The organism is Collinsella sp. HCP28S3_G2 (assembly GCF_052065125.1).
Taxonomy (GTDB): Bacteria; Actinomycetota; Coriobacteriia; order Coriobacteriales; family Coriobacteriaceae; genus Collinsella.
On sequence record NZ_JBQHUO010000005.1, the window covers coordinates 92,164 to 114,706 of the forward strand.

Below are 22,543 nucleotides of genomic sequence, written 5' to 3' on the forward strand. Positions count from 1 at the left end.
ATGAACAAAGATGAGCTGCTGGCAAAGTTCCAGCGCCTGGGCAAAGTCCTCATGACGCCTGTCCTGATCCTGCCAATCGCCGGCATCCTTCAGGGCTTTGGCAATGCCTTTACCAGCCCCACCCTTACGGCAGCTGTTCCCTGGCTTGCTGCTCCGGGCTTTGCGATTTTCTTTTCGATTCTTAAGGCCGCAGCCGGCATCGTTATGAGCAACATCCCGGTTATCTTCTCGATTTGTCTCGCCTATGGCTTCGCCAAGTCCGAGAAGGCTACCGCGGCGCTTTGTGGCTTTTTGGGCTACATGTGCATGAACTCCGTGATGGGCACGTTCCTTACGGCGACTGGCGTTATCGATCCCGCCAATCTTACGACGGGCCAGAGCACGATCCTCGGTATCACCACGCTCGACACGGGCGTTATCGGCGGTCTTCTGGTGGGTGCAATCGTCGCATGGCTGCATAACCGTTACTACAAGATTGAGCTGCCTGCCGTGTTCTCCATCTTCAACGGCACACGCTTTATCCCGGCGGTAACGCTGCTCTCATGCAGTGTCCTCGCATTGGTCATGTCCTTTGTTTTCCCGTTTATTCAGAACGCTCTCGGTGCGCTGTCCGAGTTCATCAAGACTACGGGTGCCTTTGGTGCATTTGTCTACGGCGCTGGCGAGCGCATGCTCCTGCCTTTTGGTCTGCATCACTTTGTCTATTTACCGTTCTTCTTCACGTCGCTCGGTGGCGTCGAGACCATCGACGGCCAGACCGTTCAGGGCGCTATCAATATCTACAACGCGATCCTGGGCTCTCCTAGCACGCCGTTTAACATCGAGGTCAGCCGTTTTGTCATGAACGGTAAGGTTATCTTCGCCATGTTCGGCCTGCCCGGTGCTGCACTCGCCTTCTACAAGACGGCGCTTCCCAAGAACAAGAAGAAGACCGCAGCGCTCATGATTGCCATCGTGGTGCCTTGCATCCTCTCCGGCATTACCGAGCCGCTCGAGTACTCCTTCCTGTTTATCGCGCCCATCCTCTACGTGTTCCACGCTCTCATGGCTGGTCTTGCCTATGCGCTGACCTATATCCTGCAGTTCAACGTGGCCGGCTCCGCATCCTTTGGCGGCCCGCTCTTGTCGTTGATCTTTAACGGCATTATGGGTGCAGCCAAGGGCTCCAACTGGCAGGTTATCCTGTTCCTCGGCCCCATCTACTTCGTGGTGTACTACTTCGTCTTCAAGTTCATCATTCTTAAGAAGGATCTAAAGACCCCTGGCCGTGAGGAAGAGTCTGGCGATGAGGCCGAAAAGGCTCCCAAGACCGTGATCAGCGACCTCATTCCCGCCATCGTTGAGGCAGTGGGCGGCGACAACAACATTAAGTCTGTCGAGGCCTGCTTCACCCGTCTGCGCATCCAGCTCAATGACTGTGACAAGGTGGTTGATGACGCCGAGTTTACCGAAAAGCTCGAAGCGCGTGGCATCGTGCATGTTAACGGCGGCGTGCAGATTGTCTACGGCAACATGGCATCTAACTACGCAACCCAGATGCGCGAGCTGCTGGGTATGGAGTAGACGCCCCACATATCTATAAAATCCAGTATAAAAGGCGGTGGCAGACAATGTGTCTGCCGCCGCCTTTGAGTTGCCCCACGCGCATTTCGTGTATTTGAAATACACGAAATCGTAGAAAAGCGTGTATCTGAAATACACGAAATTGCACTGTCGGAGCTTGCAGGCGGATAGACACTACTCGTATGGGACGGTTTTCACCGGTTGCTCGCCACCTTGGGCTATGTTCGCCCCTATGCCTGCATCCGGGGCTGTGTTGATTGACGACGGCGTTCCCAGCGGGCGAGCTTAATCGTCACCAGCGTGAGCGCCCAGGCAACAAGCGAGAACGCGGCGCCCGCTGCGCCCACGTACGCAATGCCAACGCTGCCTACCACGGTGCCGCCCACTGCGGTGCCAAACGAGATGCCGACGTTAAACCCATGGGCTCAACCGAGCTTGCGAGTACCATCGACTTGGGATGGCGGCGGTGTGCCACGCCCATGAAGTGCGTGATGCATGACACCGAGAAAAGGTACACGAGCAGCGCCAAGCTAATGTGACAAAGAGACAGTCCCTTTGTCGCAGGCTGCGCTTGCCTGTATAGTCGCAATACAGGCGAAGATGGTCTCAGGTACATCGCGGGCGACAGGAGATTCCATGGGGACAGTCCCTTTGCTGCACCCAAACCGTCACAACATTCGGCGAAAATCTCAAAAACGAGGAAAAGCGTCGAATGTTGTGACGGTTTTTGTCCAGGAGATCGCTCCCCATCCAAAAAAATCCGCTTGACTGTATTGCCGCAACACAGCGCAACGTAAGGGGTGTCCGATAACGGGAGCCCCTTTTTAAGCGGCAACGTGGCTGCGAATCCGGAGCGCCCCCAACAAGAAAGGTGGGGAGATGGGAGCGGAAAAGAAGGCGTTTAAGATCACCATGCGCGAAATTGGCTTTGTGCTGGGTATCGTTGTCTTTTTGCTGGTGAAGTTTCTTCCTTTGGCGGAGTTGAGCTCGACGGTCGAGCTCACGGTCGGCGGTCAGACCTGTCTGGCGCTGACGCTCGCCACGGTGGTGTTCTGGGCATGTGGCGTGGCACAGCCGGGCTTTGTGGGCCTACTCTACTGCGCGCTGCTCGTTCTGTTCAAGGTGTGCGTGGACGACACGGGCGCCGCGAGCATCTCGGCGACGGTCGCCTCCACGTTTAGCTCGTGGACCAAGGTCACCATGTGGCTCGTCATCGGCTCCTACCTCATTGCCAGCGCGGTCAAGGAGTCGGGCCTGGGCGAGCGCATTGCCTATGCGTTCATGCTCAAGTTCGTGCGCGACGCCAAGTCGCTCATCATCTCGATCTTCGCGCTCACCTTTGTGCTGTCGCTGCTGATCCCGCATCCGTTCCCCCGCGCCTTCCTCATCCTCGCCGTCGTCTCGGTTGTCGCCGAGTCCGCATGAGCCGCTGGGGCATGCCGTACGAGCCCGAGGGCATTCGTGCCATCGTGGCCTGCATGGACAGACACGCGCTCCAGCCCATCGGCAATGCCTTTGACTTTTGCTACTTGTACACCACGAGCTACGACGAGTCTCACCAAGAGGACTTCTGCTGCATCCAAATCCCCGTCGCCCTCCAGATGTGACAAAGGGACAGTCCGTTTGTCACATTCCATGCCTTAGAAACTTGCAGATTCTTCAAGTTTCTAAGGTAACATCTTATAAACTTGCAAAAAATGCAAGTTTATAAGATTTCATGTCTGGTCGGGCGCTAGGGAGACTCTATGGATATCGTTCGCCGAAGCCGTTATCTTGATCGACTCATTGCTTTTCAGGATACCGACCTCATCAAAATCGTGACGGGCATACGCCGTTGTGGCAAATCAACGTTATTGGACATGATGAGGGACTATCTGGCGCAACAGGGGGTGCCAGCCGAGCGTTTGCTGACCTTTAAGATGGAATCTCTAGAGTACGCGGGAATTACGGATTATCTGACGTTTTATCGTATGGTTCGGGAGCGCATCGACGGCATCGATCATCCCTACCTGTTCTTTGACGAGCTCCAGAATGTCGAAGGTTGGGAAAAGGCGGTCAACTCGCTCCGAGTGGATTTGCCGTGCGATATCTATGTCACGGGCTCCAATGCCTTTTTGCTATCGAGCGAGCTCGCAACGCTTATCTCGGGCCGATATGTCGAGGTCAAGATGCAGCCTCTCACGTTTGGCGAATATCTTGATTTTCGCTCGATTGATGCGGTCGCCGCTGAAGGGCTTGGTGAGAGGGTCGAACTTGTTTCCAAGACGGGCGATCGCCTTAATTCAAATACCGTGCTTGAGCAGTACATAACCTATGGCGGCATGCCGTTTCTGGCCCATGATGAGCCGAGACGTGAGCTGTGTCGCGACTATATCCGTAGCCTCTACCAGACGATCGTCGCGCGCGATATCCTGTCGCGTGTGACGCGTAGGGGTCGCGGAGCTATCACCAAGCGCGATGTTCTCGAGCGGCTCTGTGCGTATCTGGCAGACAACATCTCCAACCAAACCTCGGTCAACAAAATCGTAGGGACGCTCAACGAATCAGCGGGCGGTAAGACCAACGCATCGACGGTGTCGGCATATATTGACGCTCTGGAAGAGACGTACCTGTTTACCAAAGTAAAAAGGTATGACATCAAGGGGCGGGAGCTTCTTAAGACAGGCGGTAAATATTACATAGCTGATACGGGAATTCGCAGCTATCTTGACGGATATAGAGGTAGCGATAGCGGAAGGATGCTCGAGAACGTTATCTACAACCAGCTTGTCTTTGAAGGATACGAAGTGTTTTGCGGCCATCTACGCGCGGGGGAAATCGACTTTGTAGCAATCGGCGAGGGATCAGACCGCAAATATATCCAGGTTACCGAACGGATCGATGCCGAGGCGACGAGGGAACGCGAGCTGCGACCGCTCAAGCTAAGCACGCTAGGAAAAATTCCTGATTCGTATGAGAAGATCCTGATTGTCAGGGATGGCGACCATCCAACGGACATCGATGGCATCAGAATCGTGGGGGCAGTCGACTTCTTGTTGAGAAATAAGATTACCCGCGGCTAAACGTAAACAGATCCGTTTCGATGCGACAAAGGAGCAGTCCTTTTCGCATTCCGTGCGAGCCCTCGTGCCGTCTGGGGGTATAAGGCTAGCAAGTGCTTATTTGCGAGGCCTAAGGGGCGCCCCGTATGGATATCGATAACTTTGAATGGTGGTATAGCGAGGGCGAGGTTCCGGACGAGGAGTGGGACGAGCCCGCGCCGCATGACGTGTCGAGCGACGAGGACGAGAGCGGCAACGACACCGTCGAGGCGGATGCCGCTTCCGACTCGGCCGAACCCCTAACCTTTGAACAGGCCTGGGCCCAGGCTGAGGCCGACGAGGCAAAGGCCGATGCCACGGCCACACTGGGTGAGCCGGCCGACATGTCCATCTCGCCGGCAAAGACCCCGCAGCCGCGTCACACTATCGACCCCGACAGCACGGCATCCTTTAGCATTCTCGACGTGCCCGCGCAAGGCGCTCAGGCGCCTGCGCCCACGCATCGCCCCGATCTGGCTCGCGAGGAAGGCGCGGGCCGGCGCTCTCCGCTCGGCCCCATCCTCATCGCCTTCATGGCCGGCGTTATCGCCTGCTCGGCAATCGGCAGCGTTTGGAGCCATGTTGAGCAGCAGCGCCAAGACGCCGCCAAGGTCGAGATCTCCGTCGAACAATCGCTCAGCCGTACGCGCTCGGTGCATGTGTCGGTCGAGGTCAAGGACGGCGCGACGTGGGATACCGCGCGCGGCGACAGCCAGATGCTCATCCATATCGTAGGCCGCACGCTCAAGGGACAAGCGATCGACGAGCACCAATACGTCAATTCCGAAGGTGACGGTATCGAGCTCAAGCCCGGCGACTACGAACTTACGGTCGATGAGCCACCTGTCGCCACCGACGGCACGCGTTTTCGTGCCTCGAAAAGAATGGTTCCCGCGAGCTTTAACTCGCGGGCGCCCGATACGGTCGACACCACCTCGCAGGGCGGGTTTGACCTTTACGTGGATACCCAGTAGGCGCTCGCCGCCCATTTCCGCTATGGCTACTCAATAATCGCCTGCCGTCCCGTCCCGCCGCCAAGAGTGGGACAATAGTCCTCGACACTATTGTTTACTTTTGGAGGAAGTAGCATGTCTACCGTCACTACCATCAGGCGCGGCGGCCTCACCGCGGCCATCGATTCCATGGGCGCCCAGCTCACGAGCCTTGCCCTCAACGGCAACGAGTATCTGTGGCAGGGCGACCCCGCCTTTTGGGGCAAGCATGCGCCCATCCTGTTCCCCATTGTGGGCTCGCTGCGCAACAACACGGCGACGTCTGCGGCCGGCAGATGCGAGATGGCGCGCCACGGCATCGCGCGTATTGTGGAGCACAAGCTGGTCGAGGTGTCGGAGGACGGTTCGTCCGTCACCTACGAGATCACCGATACGCCCGAGTCGCTCAAGGCCTTCCCGTTCCACTTTAAGCTCAACATGACCTATGCCCTGACTGGCGACGCCACTCTTACGCAGACCTTTGCCGTCACCAACACCGGCGACGTGGACCTGCCGTTTTCGGTGGGCGGCCACCCCGCATTTAACGTGCCCGTTCCCGGTGCCGAGGACGAGGCGTTCGAGGATTACGAGCTGGCGTTTACCGAGGCTTGGACTAACGAGGCCCCCATCATCACGCCCGATGGCCTTATGACGTTCGAGGGAAGCTACAAGGCTCCCGATAACTCGGACGTGCTGCCCATCACACACCGCAGCTTCGACAACGACGCTATCATGTTCACCGATACCCCGGGCTCCACGCTCACGCTGCGCGGTCGCAAGTCGGGCCACGGCGTCAAGATTGACTTTGAGGGCTTTAAGTACATTGGCGTGTGGTCTGCCGCCAACGACGCCCCGTTCGTGGCGCTCGAGCCTTGGACCGGACATACCACCATGGACACCGAGGACGACGTCTTCGAACACAAGGTCAACACCATCACCTTGGCTCCCGGCGCCACCGACAAGCGCGCCTTCGAGGTTACGCTGCTCTAGAGGTTCCGCCGTTCTAACGAACGGCGGACCGGTCGACGCTGCGCGCCACCCAGAGCGACAATTTGTCATTCAAAAGGCAAGGCATGACCAGAAGGTCTATGCCTTGCCTTTTTCATGCCAACTTGTTCGCTCTGGGTGGCGCTCGCTGGCATTGCCGAATCATCGACGTCCCCAACGACTGTCCCCGATGACTACTTGTTTGACTGGTCGTTTAAGAACGTCCCCAACGGCTACCAATCGTTTTCAGTTTGTTAATTTGTATATATGCATCTGCTGGAGGTAACGCTGAGCGGTATCCTGTTAAGTCATTAGCATACGATTCAACAGGGAAGGCAGATTATGCATTCTCCCCATCAGCGCGACGTGCATCCACAGCCGGTGTGCAGCCGTCGCATCTTCTTGGGTAGCGCTCTTGCCGCGAGCGCTTCCGTCGTCGCCGGCGCGCTCGCCGGCTGTCAGCGCCCGTCCACGCTCAAGGTGGTTCAGCCCACGACGGGCGGCGGTCGCGACGACCTGTCCGATTCCGTGATCGGCAAGGATAAGATCCGCATCGGCATGGAGGCGGCCTACGCCCCGTACAACTGGCAGGTTTCCGAAGCCAGTGAGTACACCATCCCCATCGACAACGTACAGGGCGCCTATGCCGATGGCTACGACGTGCAGATCGCCAAGATCGTCTGCAAGGCCCTCGGTGGCGAGCCCGTTGCCGTCAAGCAGAGCTTCTCGGGCCTTATCGATTCGCTCAACAACGGCCAGATCGACCTCATCATCGCCGGTATGAGCGCCACGCCCGAGCGTGAGGAGTCGGTCGGCTTCTCCGACCCGTACTTTATTGGCTACTTCGGCCTGTTCGTAAAAGAGGGTTCCCCCTACCAAAACGCCACCAAGCTCAGTGACTTCAGCGGCGCCACGGTGCTCGGCCAAAAGGACACCATGCTCGATACCGTCATCGACGAGATCCCGGGCGTCGTTCACAAAAACCCGGTCGACTCCGTCCCCACGGTGTTCTCGAACCTGCTGCAGGGCACCTGCGACGCCGTGACGTACAACACCGAAAACGAAAAGGGCTACATGGCCCAAAATCCCGGTATCGTCCCCATTCATTTTGCCGAGGGCGAGGGCTTTAAGCAGGAGGTCGCGGCAAACGTCGGCTGCCGCAAGGGCTCGGACAAGCTGCTTAAGCTCATCGACAAGACGCTCAAGGGCGTCAGCCAGGAGGAGCGCGACCAGATGTGGGACGCGTGCCTCGACCGTCAGCCGGCATAGGGAGGCAGCATGAAAGCCATCAATCGTCTGGTCTCCTTTATCAAAGCCGACCATCGTTATGTGTACCTGGGCACGAGCGTCATCGCGGCGCTCGGACTGGCGTTTAGCCAGCGCAACCCCACGCCGCTGAGCTTCCTGGCCCCCACGGGCGTGTTCCAAGATTGCCTTTGGGCGATCCTGTGGGCGTGGCTCGTCGTGTCGACGGCGGCATTCGTCACCAAGCTTATGCACTGGAGCGACTATCGCGAAAAGTCGCCGTTCGCATCCGAGCGTTTCCGTCGTGCAGCACGCTTGGGCAGCTATGTCGTGGTCGCCATCGCGGCGGTCTTTTTCGTGGATCGCTGCGTCATGTCGTTTATCGACTTGGTGCAGGTGAGCATTGTCTCGGATTCCAACCCCAGCGACTTTTTGTCGAGCCTGGTCTACATGACCTACAAGAGCGGCGACTTCTTTATCCGCGGCATCGAGATTACCATCGCACTTGCGACCTTCGGTACCGTTATCGCCTTTTTCCTGGCACTGCTCTTTGTGTTTTTGCGCATTCAGACCTTCGATCGCGTGGACAACGACCTGGTGCGCTTCTTTAAGAGCATCGGCCGCGGCTTTACGACCGTCTACTCCACCATCGTGCGCGGTACGCCCATGATGGTCCAGGGCCTGCTCATCTATTACGCGGGCTTCACCGTTTTGCGCGGCATGGGCTTCGAGACCGCCCAGGCCAACCAGATTTGGAGTACCTTCACCGCCGGCCTCGTCACCATCTCGCTCAACTCCACCGCCTACATGATGGAGGTCCTGCGCGGCGGCATCGAGTCCATCGACCCCGGTCAGGCCGAGGCAGCGCGCTCGCTGGGTCTGTCGCAGTGGCAGGCTATGCGCAAAGTCGTGTTTCCCCAGGGCATTAAAAACGCGATTCCGGCGCTCACCAACGAGCTCATCATCAACATCAAGGACTCGTCGGTGCTCTCGGTCATCGGCGTGTTCGACCTCATGTACGCCACTACCACCGTCGCCGGCGTGTACTACCGCCAGATGGAGGTCTACTGCGTGGCACTCGTGGTCTACCTAATCCTGACGCTCGTGGCGAGCCGCCTGCTCGAGGCCTTTGGCAAAAAGCTCGGCGCCGAGGCCCCGGCCACGCTGCCCAGCTCCAACTAGGCTCAAGACGAGGAGAATCATCATGGCAGATACCGCCACTACCGGCGCTGCGGCCGCCGCACAGATCAATGAGCCGCTCATCCGCGTCGAGGGCCTGCACAAGAGCTTCGGCTCGCTCGAGGTGCTCAAGGGCATCGACCTGTCCGTTAACCCCGGCGAGGTCGTTACCATTATCGGCGCTTCGGGTTCGGGCAAATCGACCTTTCTGCGCTGCCTCAACCTGCTCGAGACCCCGGACGCGGGCCATATCTGGTTCCATGGCCAGGACCTCACGGCCGAGCGCTGCAACATTAACAAGCTGCGTGAGGACATCGGCATGGTGTTCCAGGGCTTCAACCTGTTTAACAACATGGACGTGCTCGATAACTGCACGCTTGCGCCCGCCACGCTCAAAAAGATGACCAAGGCCGAGGCCGAAAAGGTCGCGCTGGAGCATCTGACGAGCGTGGGACTCGAAAAGTTCGCGCACGCCGCCGTGGGTCGCCTGTCCGGTGGTCAAAAGCAGCGCGTGGCCATCGCTCGTGCCCTATGCATGAATCCGCAGATCATGCTGTTCGACGAGCCGACCTCCGCACTCGACCCCGAGATCGTGGGAGAGGTGCTCGAGGTCATGCGCAAGCTCGCTGCCGACGGCATGACCATGGTCGTCGTCACGCACGAGATGGCCTTTGCCCGCACCGTGTCCGATCGCGTGGTCTTTATGGACAAGGGCGTGGTCCTCGAGGACGCTGCGCCGGCGGAGCTCTTTGGCAACCCCAAGCACCAGCGTACCCGCGAGTTCCTCTCGCGCTATCTCGAGGACAAATAACCAACCGCAAATGTTTGCATGGCAGGGCCGTTCCGGTGGGGCGGCCCTCGTCATCACAATCGAAAGGATGCCATGGCCGAGGTTTGGCGCTTCTTTGCGCATGAGGATGATTTTGCCGATTTGGACGAAGTTGGCGCGTGCGAGCGCCTGGGGCGCGTGCTGTCGTTTCCGACCGTTTCGAGTATGGATGCCGAGGCGGTGAACTGGCAGCCGTTCGATGACCTGCGCGCCTATATGCAGCAGGCGTGGCCACATGTGTTCGCGGCGGGCGAGGTCGAACTCATCGACCACTCGCTGCTGGTGACACTTGGCGGTTCCGACCCTGCCCTCAAGCCCGTTATGCTCATGGGCCACATGGACGTGGTTCCCGTGGTGCCCGGCACCGAGGCCGACTGGACGCATGCCCCCTTTAGCGGTCACGTGGACGACACCTACATTTGGGGTCGCGGCGCTATCGACATGAAAGACCAGGTCGCAGGTATTCTCGAGGCGGTTGAGTATGCGTTGGTGCACGGCTGGGAGCACGAACGGACGCTGCTGCTCGCCTTTGGCCAGGACGAGGAGACCACGCAGTATGGAGCGGGGGCCATCGGCCGCGTGCTCGAGGAGCGCGGCGTTGAACTTGAATACCTGATCGACGAGGGTGACTACCGTATTGTTTCGGCTGCCGAGTACGGCGCGGGCGAGGGCTGGCTTATGCATGCCGACCTTGCCGAGAAGGGCTATGCCGATATCGTGCTCAAGACGAAGAGCGAAGGCGGACATTCGTCCAACCCCTACGGCGGCACATCGCTCGAGGTATTGAGCCGCGCTATCGCCGCAATCTGCGATATCGAGTGGCCGACGCGCGTGACCGATCTGCTTGCCGCGCAGCTTGTCGAGTTGGGGCTCTACACGGCGGATGAGATTGCCGCCAACGGAGGCGTCATTGTTCGCGACTGCCTCGCCAGCAACAAGCTCTATCCGCTCGTGACCACTACCTGTGCGCCCACGCAGATTGAGGGCGGCAGCACTGGCGCCAACGTGATGCCGCAGGATATGTGGGCCAATATTAACTTCCGCATGCTCGAGGGCACGGGCGTGGCTGATGTTGTTGACCGTTGCCGCGAGGCCGTTGCCGCGGCGGGCCTCACCGGGCGCGTGGAGGTCGAACTTGGCCCCGGCAGCTCCGAGCCTTCACCGTCCCCACGTGTTGGCGGACCGGGGCTCGAGGCCGTTCGCACTATTGCCGCCCGCTACTTTCGTGATCCAAAGGGGGCGGAGGAAAACGTACCGAATGCGGCGGGCGGGGCTGCTGTCGGCATTGTGCCCTCAACTGTGATCGGTGCCACCGATGCGGCTAACTATCAGCGTATTTGCCCTGAATGCATTCGCTTTTCGGCGTTTGTGGTCGACGATGACGAGTGCGATCGCGGTGTCCACGGCACCAACGAGCGCATTACCCGCCGTGCCTACCTCCAAGGTGTCCACTTTTTCATCGCTCTGCTTCAAACGCTCTAGAATGTGATAAAGCGACAGTCCCTTTGTTAGCCGTTGTAGTCTTTGGGGACGTTCTTAAACGACTCGTCGTTAAGGAACGTCCCCAACGACTACGTCCACTCATTCCGTGCGGGTTATATGCAGGTTTGCCTGCGCACGCTATCATATATGGGTTAGACCGCAACTATGTACCCTATACGCGAAGGGATGCGCATGTATCTGAAGATCGACATGTTCTAGCTGGGCTTACCCCTGCAATGGCGCCATGCGCCCCATCAATTCCGCCGATTTTCACCTTCACGCATATAAAGGAGTTCCGCCATGCGCGACAAGCTCGAAAAGATCATCAAGGCCTACGAGGAACTCGAGAAGAAGCTTTCCGACCCGGCCGTCGCCTCCGACATCAAGGAGTTCACGCGTCTCAACAAGGAGTACGCGCACCAGTCCGACCTCATTGCCGCTGCGCGCGAGTACATCGGCGCGCTCGACGACATCGAGGCTGCCAAAGAAATGCTCCGTGACACTACCGATGCCGACGAGAAGGAGATGCTCCAGATGGACATCTCCGAGAACGAGGACAAACTTCCCCAGCTCGAGGAAGACATCAAGTACATGCTCATCCCGAGTGACCCCAATGACGACAAGAACACCATCGTCGAGATCCGCTCCGCCGCAGGTGGCGACGAGGCGGCCATTTTCGCCGGTGACCTGTACAAGATGTACCAACGCTTCTGCGAGTCGCGTGGCTGGAAGACCACCGTGCTCGACTCCAGCCCCAGCGAGGCCGGCGGTTTTAAATCCATCGAGTTCAAGGTCGAGGGCGACCGTGTCTACTCCGTCATGAAGTTCGAATCCGGCGTGCACCGTGTCCAGCGCGTTCCCAAGACCGAGTCCCAGGGCCGCATCCAGACCTCCACGGCAACTGTCGCCGTGCTTCCCGAGGCCGAGGAGATCGACGTTCAAATCAACCAGTCCGACCTGCGCATCGATACCTACTGTGCCTCCGGTCCTGGCGGTCAGTGCGTTAACACCACCTACTCCGCCGTGCGCATTACCCACCTGCCCACCAATACCGTGGTGCAGTCGCAGGAGCAGCGTTCCCAGATTCAAAACCGCGAGGTCTGCATGCAGATGCTGCGTGCCCGTCTGTACGAGATGGAACTCGAGAAGCAGCAGGCCGAGCTCGGCGCCGAGCGCCAGAGCCAGATTGGCCACGGTAACCGTTCCGAGAAGATCCGTACTTACAACCAGCCCCAGGACCGCGTGACCGACCACCGTATCGGTTTCAACTCCACCTACAACGGCGTCCTTCTGGGCGACCAACTCGGTGCCGTCATCGAGGCGCTTGCCGCCGCCGAGCGTGCCGAGAAGCTGGCACAAGCAGTTTAAGTTACGGCGTTTTACCAAACGCCGTAACGGCTCGACGCTGCAAACGCCCCTAAGCGGCAATCTGACGTTCAATCGTCGGTCGCGTACCGAAGTACGCTTCCCTCCTCTTTCACGTCACCTTGCTCGCTTAGGGGCGTTTTCGCTGACTTATGCTCAACCTGCGGCGCCTTAGAGGTAGCCATTGGGGACGTTCTTAAATGACTAGTCAACTTGTTCGCCCTGGGCGGCGCTCGCTGTTCGTCCTCTGCCCGCGGCGTTGCCTTGCTCCGGATGCGGTAGTCATTGGGGACGTTCTTAAATGACTAGGTTGGGCACATTGCTTTGAGATGTTGTTCGATCGGCTTTGATGGCCGTTAAACTGTCTACCTGCTTAAAGTAATTAACAACCTTCATCTGCTATTGAAAATATTGCTCGAAAAATCGTCCAAGAAGTCGCGGGGCCCTTTTTGGTGTGTCGCACGTCAAGTGATTTGGCAAGTTCTTGGTTAGATATTGGTTAGTTTTGGGGCAACCTTGCCAAAAGCTTGACGAATGCAAATCTAGACGTCGGCGAATGAACACTTTGAGCGAGCCCGGTGCAAAATTCTGGGCTGATTCTCGATAATCGCTTCCAATCGTCTCTCGCCGCGTGCCGCCCTCGCGTACAATCTGCTCCGACATTCGCGCGCCGCCCGGCGCTTAAGAGGGGAGGACCCATGGCAAACGAGATCTGGACCATCAGGCGTTGTCTCGAGTGGACCAAGGAGTACCTAGCCGAGCGCGGCGAAGAGCACCCCCGTCTTTCTGCCGAGTGGCTGTTGTGCGCAGCCACGGGCCTAGCGCGCATCGACTTATATATGCGTATGGACGACACGCTCGATGCAGCGCAGCTCGAGACCATGCACGCGGCGGTTGTCCGTCGCGCCAAGGGCGAGCCGCTGCAGTACATCACCGGCAGCACGCAGTTCCGCATGATCGACGTCGCGTGCGCCCCCGGCGTGCTCATTCCACGTCCCGAGACCGAGATGCTCGTCGAGGAAGTCCTCAATTATCTGGATGCCGAGGTTCTGAGCCCCGAGGCTGCCACCCGCCAGCGCGTAGAGTTGCCATGGAACGACGAGGTCGAGCAGGCGCGTAAAGCCGAAGTCGCATTGGCTGACGAACGCGCGACTGCCGAGCGCCGTGCCGCCAACCTCACGGCTGCCGATGAGGCGGCGTTGGGCGGAGACGTGCTGGGCAGCCGAGCTTATGCCGAGGAGCTGGCCGATCGTGAGGCCGAGGAAGCCGCCGCGCAGGCAGCTGAGGCCGAGACCGCGGAAGTCGCTGAGCCCGAGCTCGACGAATACGGCATTGCCATCGAAGGCGTCGACCAAGAGACGGCCCTAGTGCAGGATGCCGCCGCGTCTGTGCCTGCCGACCCCCGCATTGCCCGCGTTCTCGAGGTCGGCTGCGGCACGGGCTGCATCTCGCTCTCCCTTGCTTGGGAGCGTCGCGGCCATGTCGCCTGCACCGCTACCGATATCGAGCCGCGCGCCATCGACCTGGCCACCAAAAACCGCGATGCACTCGGGCTGACGTCCGATGAGGTCGCCTTCAGCCTCACGAACCTGGTGAGCTCTATCCCCCGCGAGGAGTGGGGCACCTTCGACGTGCTCGTTTCCAACCCGCCTTATATCCCGACTGACGTCATGCGCTCGCTGCCGCACGAGGTCAAGGACTTTGAGCCCGATTTGGCGCTCGAGGGCGGCGCCGATGGCCTTGATATCTTCCGCCGCCTGCTCAATGCGGCGCCCTATATGCTGCGCGCCGGCGGCCTGTTTGCCTGCGAGCTCTATGAGGGCGCCCTCGACGCCGCGGCCGAGCTCTGCCGCCAGGCGGGTCTTTCGGACGTACGCATCGTCCGTGACCTCACCGATCGCCCCCGCATCGTTCGAGCTATCGTCACCGAGCCCAAACAACGTCAGTAAAGTACGAAGCGTATTGGCGGCGCGGCGGCGGGAGCGCTGCGCCGGAAATGTAAAGAGGCTTGTCACGGCTCAATTACCCCTCACTTTCACCGACTGCTATAGCCGCTCACCAAACCAACATGCGCTGTGGACAAATAGGTTAAACGTTTCGTGCGAGAATGCCCCTCAGTAAACAAACTTTCACCAGAGTGTAAGGGGCTGGCATACACATGCAGACGGTCTATCGGGTATTCGAGGGAGCGCGCGAGCCGCATCGGCTCGCCGTCGAGCGTACGGCCGGGGTGCTCGGCCGTGGCGGCCTGGCCCTGATCCCAACCGAGACCGTCTATGGCGTCGCTGTGGCAGTCAACGCCTTCTCGGACGCCGTGCCCCAAGATACAAGCGAATCTCTGCCGTGGCCGCGCGATCCGCAGGCTGCCGTCAACGGCGCCGCGGTGCCCGCGCTCGGTACCGGCTACCGTCGCATCTTTACCCTCAAGCAGCGCGAGCTCACCCAAACGGTCGCCTGGCTGGTCGATGATGCTGAGGCCCTCGATCGCTACGGCGTGGATATCCCAGAAGAGGCACGCATACTTGCCCGACGATGCTGGCCGGGCGCCCTGACTATTGTGGTCAAGGCGGCTCCCTGCGTGCCGACCTTTATGCGTGCCGCCGACGACACGGTGGCTCTTCGCGCGTCGGCCTCGCCCGTGGTACAGGCGCTCATTCGCACCTGTGGCAGCCCACTTGCCTGTACGAGCGCCAATACACACGGCGCGCCCGCGCCGGCAAGCTTTGCCGACGTTGAAGACCGCATTCTAGAAGGGGTTGACGTGGCCGTCGACGCGGGCGAGACGCCGTGCCGCGACGCTTCGACCATCGTGTCGTTCCAGCACGGCGGGCTTCAGATCCTGCGCCAAGGCGCACTTCCCGCATCAGAGATTGAGCGGGTCCTGTCCGACCCGATGCAACAGAAAGGTGTAAGCGATGTCGTTGAATCTGGGCAGCCTGGGCATGGAAGATGCCTCGTTTGACTTTGGCGGTTCCTACATCATGGCGCTCGACTGCGGCACCACCTCGGTACTTGCGACCATCGTCGACGAGTACGGCTGCATCGTCGCCCAAGCGCGCCGCAGCGTCAAAACCAGCTTCCCGCGTCCCGGCTGGGTGGAGCAAGACCCCATGGCGGTCCTTGCCAGCCAGATTGCGGTCATGATGGAGGTTCAGTTTAAGAGCGGGATTCATTCCGATCGCATCGCCGCCATCGGTATCTCCAATCAGCGTGAGACCACGGTGGTATGGGACCGCGTGAGCGGCCAGCCCATCTATAACGCCATCGTATGGCAGTGCCGTCGCACCGCGTCTCTGATCGATAATTTGGTTGAGCAGGGCGCAGAAGAGCTGGTGCGCTCCCGCACGGGGCTTACGCTCGACCCGTATTTCTCGGCCTCCAAGGTGCAGTGGATTCTCGACAACGTCGACGGCGCACGCGAGAGCGCGGCGGCGGGCGACCTCATGTTTGGCACCATCGACACCTGGCTCATCTACAACCTCACCGGCGGTCAGGTTTTTGCCACCGACTACACCAATGCCAGCCGCACGGCACTCTTTAATATCCATACGCTCGATTGGGACGACGACCTGCTGGCGCTCTTTGACGTTCCGCGTTCCATGATGCCCGAGGTTCGCTGGAGCTCGGGCGACTACGGCCGCGTCGCGAGCGACATCATGACCAACATGCCACCCATCATGGGTGTGGCGGGCGACCAGCAGGCGTCGCTGTTCGGCCACTGCTGTTTCCGCCCCGGCCAGACCAAAAACACCTATGGTACTGGTTGCTTTATGCTCATGAACACCGGCGACGAGGTCATCGAATCCAAGAACGGTCTGGTCTCCACCATCGGTATCGCTGCGAACGGGAAGATCAGCTATGCACTCGAGGGTTCCATCTTTGCCGCCGGCTCCACCATGAACTGGCTTCGCAACAACATGGGCATCATCTCGAGCGTGAGCGAGTCGGCACAACTCGCCGCTTCGATTAACGACAACGAGGGCTGCTACTTCGTTCCCGCCTTTGCGGGTTTGGGCGCTCCCTGGTGGGACCCGCGTGCCCGCGGTATCGTGTGCGGTCTGACCGGCGCCTCGAGCCGTGCGACCATCGTACGTGCCGCCTGCGAATCCATGGCATATCAGAGCTACGACGTGCTGCGCGCCATGGAGCAGGACGTGGGGCTTTCGATCGAACGCCTGTCTGTCGATGGCGGCGCGTCGCGCAACGAGTTCATCATGCAATTCCAGGCCGACCTGCTGGATATCCCCGTGCTGCAATGCGAGACGGTGGAGACCACGGCAATCGGTGCCGCGTACTTGGCGGGCCTTGCCGTCGGCTATTGGGAAGACCTGGAAGAGCTGGAGCAAAATGCCCAGATCGTTAGGACCTTCCTTCCCCACATGTCCGCCGAGCGCCGCGAGCAAAACCTTGCGGGCTGGCGCGATGCGGTCAAGCGCTCGCTCAGTACCGCACAGTAGGGCTGCGACGGGCCACTCGATACAGCAAACCGCTAAACTTGTGTATGGCGCGCGGCGGCAACATCGCTGCGCGCCATGCCAGCAAGGTCGTTTTACGGCCGCAACGAAAGGGGCAAGACCCATGACCGTCACCTACGATGCGTCCCGTGTGACGCTTGTCGATCATCCGCTCGTTCAGCACAAGCTGTCGATCCTGCGCGACAAAAACACCGGCACCAATCAGTTCCGCCAGCTCGTGCGCGAACTCGCGCTTTTTGACGGCTACGAGGCCATGCGCGACCTGCCTATGGAAGACGTCGAGGTCGAGACTCCCATCACTACCGCCACGTTCAAACAGCTCGCCGGCAAGAAACTCGCCATCGTGCCCATCCTGCGTGCGGGCCTTGGCATGGTCGACGGCATCCTCGACCTGGTGCCCTCCGCTCGCGTGGGACACATCGGTATGGAGCGCGACGAGGTTACCCACGAACCGCATGAGTATTACTGCAAGATGCCCAAGGATATCGACCAGCGCATCTGCCTGGTTGTCGACCCCATGCTCGCCACGGGCGGTTCGGCCGAGATGGCCATCAGCTACCTGCGCGAGCGCGGTGTCAAGGACATCCGCATGCTGTGCATCGTCGCGGCCCCCGAGGGCCTCAAGTCGCTGACCGAGAAGGACCCAGATGTGCATATCTATACCTGTGCCATCGACGACCATCTCAACGAGGCTGCCTACATCGTTCCCGGCCTCGGCGACGCCGGCGACCGCATCTACGGCACGCTCTAGTCGCCAGGCATGGGCAGCTGCACGTGCTCATTCGTGCATGATTGGTGCGTGCGGGTGTACGAGTGACGCCTGCACGCATATTTATGAGTGTCGTCGCAGCCACCGAGGGCCCAAAACGCGCTATACCGTAGGTACGGTATAAAGAGTGTCTTAAGAAAATGTACAGTTGTGTATTAACTTACGTTTTCCCACTTGTCATCGCGTGTTCGGTTCGTACAATAGTCAACAACGCTGTCGCGCTGCGCTTACGCGGGTGCGGCGGCGTTTGTCAAGTACGCTCGTCGGCCATCGCGACCCATTCGTCCTCAGTGCTCGGCCTTTTGTCCGTTTGACACCCCAAGGGGCTAAAGACGCGATTAAGGTTGGGTAACAGTGCATTGATTTTGCAATCATGCGCCCTAAAATACTAGGACGATGTGAGCGGGGTATGGCTCCATGTGGGCTATATGTCGCGAGAAGGGAACGCACATGCCGGTTGAGCTGGCAGGCCACGTGCCGTTCATCGCAACGGGATTCGTCGTCGGTCTTGTTGCATTTTTGCCGTTGTACCTTGCGCTTGCTTCGGTGCTGGCGCATCGACGCGATGCCAACATGACGGTAGGCATGTTGGGTATCATGGTGTCGTTTGCGGTGCTCTTTATGGGCGTCGTAATTGTGCACCTGGTAGCCCCCGTGGCGCTCATCGCCTTTTTGTGCGGCGAGCTCGCCGGGTTTTTGATTTGTTGGATCGTGATCGCCTGCATGGTGATTATGAAGGATTAAAGGCGTTGCCCCACCTTGGTGCGGGCAAACAGGGAAGGTGGAATCTTGGACGCATTTGCCAAGTTACCCAGCGCGATCGCCGAGCTCGTCGCTGAGTTCTCCTCGGCTCCGGTCGTGGGTGACCTTAACGCGGGCCTGACGCAGTACTCGTTCTGGCTGCTTATCGCCGCTGTCGTCATGTTCGTGGTCTTTTTCGCGTTTACTAAGAAGCAGAAGGTTGTCCCCGAGGGCTTCTTCGTTAACGGCGTCGAGTGGGTCATCGAGTACGTGCAGGACGATATCGCCAAGGGTGTCGTTGGCGACAACTGGAAGAAGCACTTCCCGTTTTTGGCCTCGCTGTTCTTCTTTATCCTGATCAACAACTTTATCGGCCTCATCCCCGGCATGAAGCCCGGCACCGGTGCCATCGGCTGTACCGCCGCCCTCGCACTCGTATCGTTTGTGTACTTCATCTATTTCGGTATCAAGAAGCACGGCTTCTTTGGGTACTTCAAGAGCCTCGCCCCTGCGGGCGTCGCCTTCCCCATGAACGTCTTCGTGTGGGTCATCGAGCTCTTCTCGCTGTGCCTGCGCCTGGTCACGCTCGCCGTCCGTCTGTTCTGCAACATGTTCGCCGGCCACATCGTCATGGGCTCGTTCGCCATCATGGCCACGCTCTTTGCCCAGCCGATGCTGGAGCACTTTACGGCCATGAACGCCGTGGGCGCCCTGCCCAGCGTGGCGTGGGTTTTGATTCTTTTGGTAATCTACGCCGTCGAGCTGATCGTTGCCTTTGTTCAGGCATACGTTTTTACGGTCCTCGAGGCCGTGTACATTCAGATCGCAGAGGCTGACGCCCACTAGCGGTCGCATTTATTTGGTGTTCGGAGGCGCGGCACCCGCGTGCGCCTCTACAACATAGGTATTTATCCTGCGCACACGCGCACGACAAAGGAGGAATCGTGGGAGTTATCGGATATGGTCTCGGCGTTATCGGTGCCGGTCTCGCAATTGGTCTTGCAGCATTCGGTGCTACGGGCGCTATGGCTCGTCAGCCTGAGGTCCAGGGCCGTGCCTTCACCGTCTTCATTCTTGCATCTGCATTCACCGAGGCTCTGGGCCTGATCGGCTTCGTCGTTACGCTGATTTCGTAATTGAGCACGAAGGTAGTCGCCATGAAGCATTTCAACCACGCGAAAGTCGCTGCTGCGCTGACGGGCGCCATGCTCGCCATGCCGGTGTCGGCATTCGCCGAGGAGTCTGAGAACAAGGCCGAGATCCTCGTCCCCAAGATGGCGGAATTCGTCCCTGCACTCATTGCCTTCCTCATCATCTTCATCGTTTTGGCCAAGTTCGCCTGGCCGCAGATTCTGCAGACGATGGAAGAGCGCGGCAAGCGCATCAAGGACAGCCTCGATGAGGCTGAGACCACCAAGCGCAAGGCCATCGAGGCCCGCAAGGAGTCCGACGCCCTCCTCACCGACGCCCGTCGTCAGGCTGCCGACATCGTGACCGCCGCCCGTCAGGACGCCGAGTCCGAGCGCGCCCGCATTATCGCCAAGGCTCACGAGGAGGCCGAGGACATCATTGCCAAGGCCCACGCCAACGCCGAGGACGAGCGCAACTCCATCTATGCCGCCGCTGCCGGCTCCATCGCCGATCTTTCCGTCTCCGTTGCGACCAAGATTGTCGGCGAGGCCCTCGAGAACGACGACGAGCAGCGTCGTCTGATCGAGCGCTACATAAAGGAAGCAGGTAGCCTGAATGCCTAACAGCCGCATGGAGAACAGGGTTCTCGAGACCTATGCACGCACCCTCCTGGAGGCCGCTAAGGCCGAGGGCCGTGTGTTCCGCGATCTTCACGAGCTTGAGGTCATCGCGAACGCCAGCCCCGAGGTGCTTGCTGTCCTCGGTACCGTGTTCGAGCGCGGCCAGCTCGATCTTCTGCCGCAGATTGCATCGGCTTATCGGATGGTAACCGCGACCGACGAGGACGTCGTAGGCGTCACCGTCACCACGGCTGTCCCGCTCGATGACGAGCTGCGCCGCACGATTACCGAGAAATGCGAGGCCGATCTAAAACGCAAGGTGTTCCTGATCGAGAAGGTCGATCCGTCCATCATCGGCGGTCTGATTCTCGAGGCCCGCGGCCAGCGTCGCGACGTTACCGTCAAGACCCAGCTGCGCGCAGCGCGTGAGGCCCTCGGTTCCACGATTTTGAATAACGGAGGTGAAGCCTAGTTATGTCCGATACCCTCAATGCCGAAAGCATCGCCCGCGCCCTGCAGGCGAAGCTCGATGGCCTGGCGGCTACCGTCGACACGCAAGAGGTTTCCCATGTTGACGAGGTTGGCGACGGCATCGCGCGCGTCTCGGGACTGCGCAACGCCATGGCCGGCGAGCTCTTGGAGTTCAAGAGCTCCGAGACCGGCGAGACCGTCTACGGCCTTGCCCAGAACCTCGACCGCGATGAGGTCGGTGCTGTTCTGTTCGGCGCCGTCAACGTCATCAAGGAAGGCGACGAGTGCCGTACCACCGGTCGCGTCATGGATATTCCCGTGAGCCGCGCCATGCTCGGTCGCGTCGTCAACCCGCTGGGTCAGCCCATCGACGGCCTGGGCGATATCGTCGCCACGCACCGTCGCCCCATCGAGTTCAAGGCCCCCGGCGTTATCGACCGCACCCCGGTCTGCGAGCCGGTTCAGACTGGTCTGCTCGCTATCGACTCCATGGTTCCTATCGGCCGTGGCCAGCGTGAGCTCATCATCGGCGACCGTAAGACCGGCAAGACCGCCATCGCGATCGATGCCATCCTCAACCAGCGCGGTAAGGACATGGTCTGCATCTACGTCGCTATCGGCCAGAAGGCCTCTACGGTTGCCAACATCCGTGAGACCCTCGCCCAGCACGGCGCACTCGACTACACCATCATCGTCTCGGCTACCGCTGCCGACTCGGCCCCTATGCAGTACATCGCCCCTATGGCCGGTGCCGCTATCGGCGAGTTCTTTATGTACAACGGCGAGAACGGCGAGCCCGCCAGCGAGACCAACCCCGGCGGCCATGTGCTCGTCATCTACGATGACCTATCCAAGCAGGCTGTCGCCTATCGTCAGATGTCGCTGACGCTGCATCGTCCGCCCGGACGCGAGGCCTATCCTGGCGACATCTTCTACCTGCACTCTCGCCTGCTCGAGCGTGCCGTCAAGATGTCCAAGAAGAACGGCTACGGATCCATGACGGCCCTGCCGGTCATCGAGACCCAGGACGGCGACGTTTCGGCCTACATTCCGACCAACGTCATTTCCATTACCGATGGTCAGATCTACCTGCAGTCCGAGCTCTTCTTCCAGGGCCAGCGCCCGGCAGTCGACGTCGGCATCTCGGTGTCGCGCGTCGGTGGCTCCGCTCAGACCAAGGCCATGAAGCAGGTCGCCGGCAACCTCCGTCTGGACCTTGCCGCCTACCGTGAGCTCGCCGGTTTTACCCAGTTCGGTTCCGACCTGGATGCAGCCACCCAAAAGCAGCTTACCCACGGTGCGCACATGACCGAGCTTCTTAAGCAGCCGCGCTTTAAGCCGTTCGACGTCGCCGAGCAGATCGTTACGCTGTTCGCCGGCAACGAGGGCTTTATCGACGACCTGCCCCTTTCCGAGGTGCTGCCGTTCCGCGCCGAGCTGCTCGAGTACATGAATGCTGGCTTTGGCGGCTTGCTGCAGAAGGTCCGTACCAACAAGATCGACGGCGCGACCAAAGAGCAGCTGCTTCAGGCCATCACCGATTTCAAGAACGAGTACGCCTCCAAGCATGCCTCCACCGCGAGCGCAGCTGAGGGCGCAGAGGAGAACTAAGCT

Annotated in this window: 22 protein-coding genes; 21 read left to right on the forward strand and 1 reads right to left on the reverse strand. The window is 59.7% G+C overall.

The genetic code is table 11. From position 1 onward, the window contains the following. The gene (locus tag ACTNB2_RS04670) at nucleotides 1–1,563 is read left to right on the forward strand and encodes a PTS transporter subunit EIIC (protein WP_427794056.1); all 1,563 of its coding nucleotides are present in this window, start codon (nucleotides 1–3) and stop codon (nucleotides 1,561–1,563) included. Nucleotides 1,564–1,793: 230 nt separating this feature from the next. On the opposite strand, the gene ACTNB2_RS04675 is transcribed toward ACTNB2_RS04670, so the two are convergent. After that, nucleotides 1,794–1,949, reverse strand: a complete 156-nt coding sequence (locus ACTNB2_RS04675; protein ID WP_441045721.1) for a hypothetical protein — start codon at nucleotides 1,947–1,949, stop codon at nucleotides 1,794–1,796. A 493-nt stretch (nucleotides 1,950–2,442) separates the two neighbouring features. Between ACTNB2_RS04675 and ACTNB2_RS04680 the strand changes: the two genes are divergently transcribed. The 20 genes from ACTNB2_RS04680 to atpA all read left to right on the forward strand — a co-directional run bounded on the left by ACTNB2_RS04680 (nucleotide 2,443) and on the right by atpA (nucleotide 22,540). Beyond that, nucleotides 2,443–2,988, forward strand: coding sequence for an anion permease (locus ACTNB2_RS04680; protein ID WP_441041438.1), 546 nt, complete (start codon nucleotides 2,443–2,445; stop codon nucleotides 2,986–2,988). Next, nucleotides 2,985–3,170 (forward strand): hypothetical protein, encoded by a 186-nt coding sequence (locus ACTNB2_RS04685; RefSeq protein ID WP_441041440.1) that lies wholly within the window; start codon nucleotides 2,985–2,987, stop codon nucleotides 3,168–3,170. The genes ACTNB2_RS04680 and ACTNB2_RS04685 overlap by 4 nt, the downstream gene beginning before the upstream one ends. 138 nt (nucleotides 3,171–3,308) lie before the next feature. Next, nucleotides 3,309–4,625 (forward strand): ATP-binding protein, encoded by a 1,317-nt coding sequence (locus ACTNB2_RS04690; protein WP_427719709.1) that lies wholly within the window; start codon nucleotides 3,309–3,311, stop codon nucleotides 4,623–4,625. Between the two features lie 125 nt (nucleotides 4,626–4,750). Continuing rightward, nucleotides 4,751–5,617 carry a hypothetical protein gene (locus ACTNB2_RS04695; protein ID WP_441041442.1) on the forward strand — a complete coding sequence of 289 codons (867 nt, stop codon included), beginning with the start codon at nucleotides 4,751–4,753 and terminating at the stop codon, nucleotides 5,615–5,617. A 114-nt stretch (nucleotides 5,618–5,731) separates the two neighbouring features. Then, the gene (locus ACTNB2_RS04700; protein WP_441041444.1) at nucleotides 5,732–6,625 is read left to right on the forward strand and encodes an aldose 1-epimerase family protein; all 894 of its coding nucleotides are present in this window, start codon (nucleotides 5,732–5,734) and stop codon (nucleotides 6,623–6,625) included. Nucleotides 6,626–6,964: 339 nt separating this feature from the next. Further along, on the forward strand, nucleotides 6,965–7,891 hold the full coding sequence (locus tag ACTNB2_RS04705) for a transporter substrate-binding domain-containing protein (protein WP_441041446.1): 927 nt from the start codon (nucleotides 6,965–6,967) through the stop codon (nucleotides 7,889–7,891). A 9-nt stretch (nucleotides 7,892–7,900) separates the two neighbouring features. Then, nucleotides 7,901–9,049: an amino acid ABC transporter permease gene (locus ACTNB2_RS04710; protein ID WP_441041447.1), complete on the forward strand. Its 1,149-nt coding sequence runs from the start codon at nucleotides 7,901–7,903 to the stop codon at nucleotides 9,047–9,049. 22 nt (nucleotides 9,050–9,071) lie between these two features. Further along, a complete protein-coding gene (locus tag ACTNB2_RS04715; protein WP_441041449.1) occupies nucleotides 9,072–9,857 on the forward strand; it encodes an amino acid ABC transporter ATP-binding protein in 786 nt (261 codons plus the stop codon). A 72-nt stretch (nucleotides 9,858–9,929) separates the two neighbouring features. Further along, complete coding sequence (locus tag ACTNB2_RS04720) at nucleotides 9,930–11,357, forward strand: M20/M25/M40 family metallo-hydrolase (protein WP_441041451.1); 1,428 nt, start codon at nucleotides 9,930–9,932, stop codon at nucleotides 11,355–11,357. 300 nt (nucleotides 11,358–11,657) lie between these two features. Beyond that, complete coding sequence (prfA, locus tag ACTNB2_RS04725; protein ID WP_154518366.1) at nucleotides 11,658–12,725, forward strand: peptide chain release factor 1; 1,068 nt, start codon at nucleotides 11,658–11,660, stop codon at nucleotides 12,723–12,725. A 695-nt stretch (nucleotides 12,726–13,420) separates the two neighbouring features. Continuing rightward, the gene (locus ACTNB2_RS04730) at nucleotides 13,421–14,671 is read left to right on the forward strand and encodes a N5-glutamine methyltransferase family protein (protein WP_154518369.1); all 1,251 of its coding nucleotides are present in this window, start codon (nucleotides 13,421–13,423) and stop codon (nucleotides 14,669–14,671) included. A 209-nt stretch (nucleotides 14,672–14,880) separates the two neighbouring features. Next, nucleotides 14,881–15,684, forward strand: a complete 804-nt coding sequence (locus ACTNB2_RS04735) for an L-threonylcarbamoyladenylate synthase (protein ID WP_441041453.1) — start codon at nucleotides 14,881–14,883, stop codon at nucleotides 15,682–15,684. Further along, nucleotides 15,638–17,179 carry a glycerol kinase GlpK gene (gene glpK, locus ACTNB2_RS04740; RefSeq protein ID WP_427727734.1) on the forward strand — a complete coding sequence of 514 codons (1,542 nt, stop codon included), beginning with the start codon at nucleotides 15,638–15,640 and terminating at the stop codon, nucleotides 17,177–17,179. The genes ACTNB2_RS04735 and glpK overlap by 47 nt, the downstream gene beginning before the upstream one ends. A 121-nt stretch (nucleotides 17,180–17,300) precedes the next feature. Next, the gene (gene upp / locus ACTNB2_RS04745; protein WP_040359658.1) at nucleotides 17,301–17,948 is read left to right on the forward strand and encodes a uracil phosphoribosyltransferase; all 648 of its coding nucleotides are present in this window, start codon (nucleotides 17,301–17,303) and stop codon (nucleotides 17,946–17,948) included. 468 nt (nucleotides 17,949–18,416) lie between these two features. Further along, the gene (locus ACTNB2_RS04750) at nucleotides 18,417–18,710 is read left to right on the forward strand and encodes a hypothetical protein (RefSeq protein ID WP_441031998.1); all 294 of its coding nucleotides are present in this window, start codon (nucleotides 18,417–18,419) and stop codon (nucleotides 18,708–18,710) included. 45 nt (nucleotides 18,711–18,755) lie between these two features. Beyond that, a complete protein-coding gene (gene atpB / locus ACTNB2_RS04755; protein ID WP_441032000.1) occupies nucleotides 18,756–19,553 on the forward strand; it encodes a F0F1 ATP synthase subunit A in 798 nt (265 codons plus the stop codon). Between the two features lie 98 nt (nucleotides 19,554–19,651). Continuing rightward, nucleotides 19,652–19,843, forward strand: coding sequence for an ATP synthase F0 subunit C (locus tag ACTNB2_RS04760; RefSeq protein WP_303941830.1), 192 nt, complete (start codon nucleotides 19,652–19,654; stop codon nucleotides 19,841–19,843). A gap of 21 nt (nucleotides 19,844–19,864) precedes the next feature. After that, on the forward strand, nucleotides 19,865–20,461 hold the full coding sequence (atpF, locus tag ACTNB2_RS04765) for a F0F1 ATP synthase subunit B (protein ID WP_427727741.1): 597 nt from the start codon (nucleotides 19,865–19,867) through the stop codon (nucleotides 20,459–20,461). A 7-nt stretch (nucleotides 20,462–20,468) separates the two neighbouring features. Next, nucleotides 20,469–20,930 carry a F0F1 ATP synthase subunit delta gene (locus tag ACTNB2_RS04770; protein ID WP_441038863.1) on the forward strand — a complete coding sequence of 154 codons (462 nt, stop codon included), beginning with the start codon at nucleotides 20,469–20,471 and terminating at the stop codon, nucleotides 20,928–20,930. Nucleotides 20,931–20,932: 2 nt separating this feature from the next. Continuing rightward, nucleotides 20,933–22,540: a F0F1 ATP synthase subunit alpha gene (atpA, locus tag ACTNB2_RS04775; protein WP_441041456.1), complete on the forward strand. Its 1,608-nt coding sequence runs from the start codon at nucleotides 20,933–20,935 to the stop codon at nucleotides 22,538–22,540. Nucleotides 22,541–22,543 lie beyond the last annotated feature (3 nt).

Coding starts and splice junctions, on each gene's coding strand:
- glpK (WP_427727734.1), top strand. CDS start 15,638: ATGTCGTTGAATCTGGGCAGCCTGGGCATGGAAGATGCCTCGTTTGAC.
- ACTNB2_RS04710 (WP_441041447.1), top strand. CDS start 7,901: ATGAAAGCCATCAATCGTCTGGTCTCCTTTATCAAAGCCGACCATCGT.
- ACTNB2_RS04680 (WP_441041438.1), top strand. CDS start 2,443: ATGGGAGCGGAAAAGAAGGCGTTTAAGATCACCATGCGCGAAATTGGC.
- ACTNB2_RS04685 (WP_441041440.1), top strand. CDS start 2,985: ATGAGCCGCTGGGGCATGCCGTACGAGCCCGAGGGCATTCGTGCCATC.
- atpA (WP_441041456.1), top strand. CDS start 20,933: ATGTCCGATACCCTCAATGCCGAAAGCATCGCCCGCGCCCTGCAGGCG.
- ACTNB2_RS04770 (WP_441038863.1), top strand. CDS start 20,469: ATGGAGAACAGGGTTCTCGAGACCTATGCACGCACCCTCCTGGAGGCC.
- ACTNB2_RS04700 (WP_441041444.1), top strand. CDS start 5,732: ATGTCTACCGTCACTACCATCAGGCGCGGCGGCCTCACCGCGGCCATC.
- prfA (WP_154518366.1), top strand. CDS start 11,658: ATGCGCGACAAGCTCGAAAAGATCATCAAGGCCTACGAGGAACTCGAG.
- ACTNB2_RS04705 (WP_441041446.1), top strand. CDS start 6,965: ATGCATTCTCCCCATCAGCGCGACGTGCATCCACAGCCGGTGTGCAGC.
- ACTNB2_RS04670 (WP_427794056.1), top strand. CDS start 1: ATGAACAAAGATGAGCTGCTGGCAAAGTTCCAGCGCCTGGGCAAAGTC.
- ACTNB2_RS04715 (WP_441041449.1), top strand. CDS start 9,072: ATGGCAGATACCGCCACTACCGGCGCTGCGGCCGCCGCACAGATCAAT.
- ACTNB2_RS04720 (WP_441041451.1), top strand. CDS start 9,930: ATGGCCGAGGTTTGGCGCTTCTTTGCGCATGAGGATGATTTTGCCGAT.
- atpF (WP_427727741.1), top strand. CDS start 19,865: ATGAAGCATTTCAACCACGCGAAAGTCGCTGCTGCGCTGACGGGCGCC.
- ACTNB2_RS04695 (WP_441041442.1), top strand. CDS start 4,751: ATGGATATCGATAACTTTGAATGGTGGTATAGCGAGGGCGAGGTTCCG.
- ACTNB2_RS04750 (WP_441031998.1), top strand. CDS start 18,417: ATGCCGGTTGAGCTGGCAGGCCACGTGCCGTTCATCGCAACGGGATTC.
- ACTNB2_RS04690 (WP_427719709.1), top strand. CDS start 3,309: ATGGATATCGTTCGCCGAAGCCGTTATCTTGATCGACTCATTGCTTTT.
- upp (WP_040359658.1), top strand. CDS start 17,301: ATGACCGTCACCTACGATGCGTCCCGTGTGACGCTTGTCGATCATCCG.
- ACTNB2_RS04735 (WP_441041453.1), top strand. CDS start 14,881: ATGCAGACGGTCTATCGGGTATTCGAGGGAGCGCGCGAGCCGCATCGG.
- ACTNB2_RS04730 (WP_154518369.1), top strand. CDS start 13,421: ATGGCAAACGAGATCTGGACCATCAGGCGTTGTCTCGAGTGGACCAAG.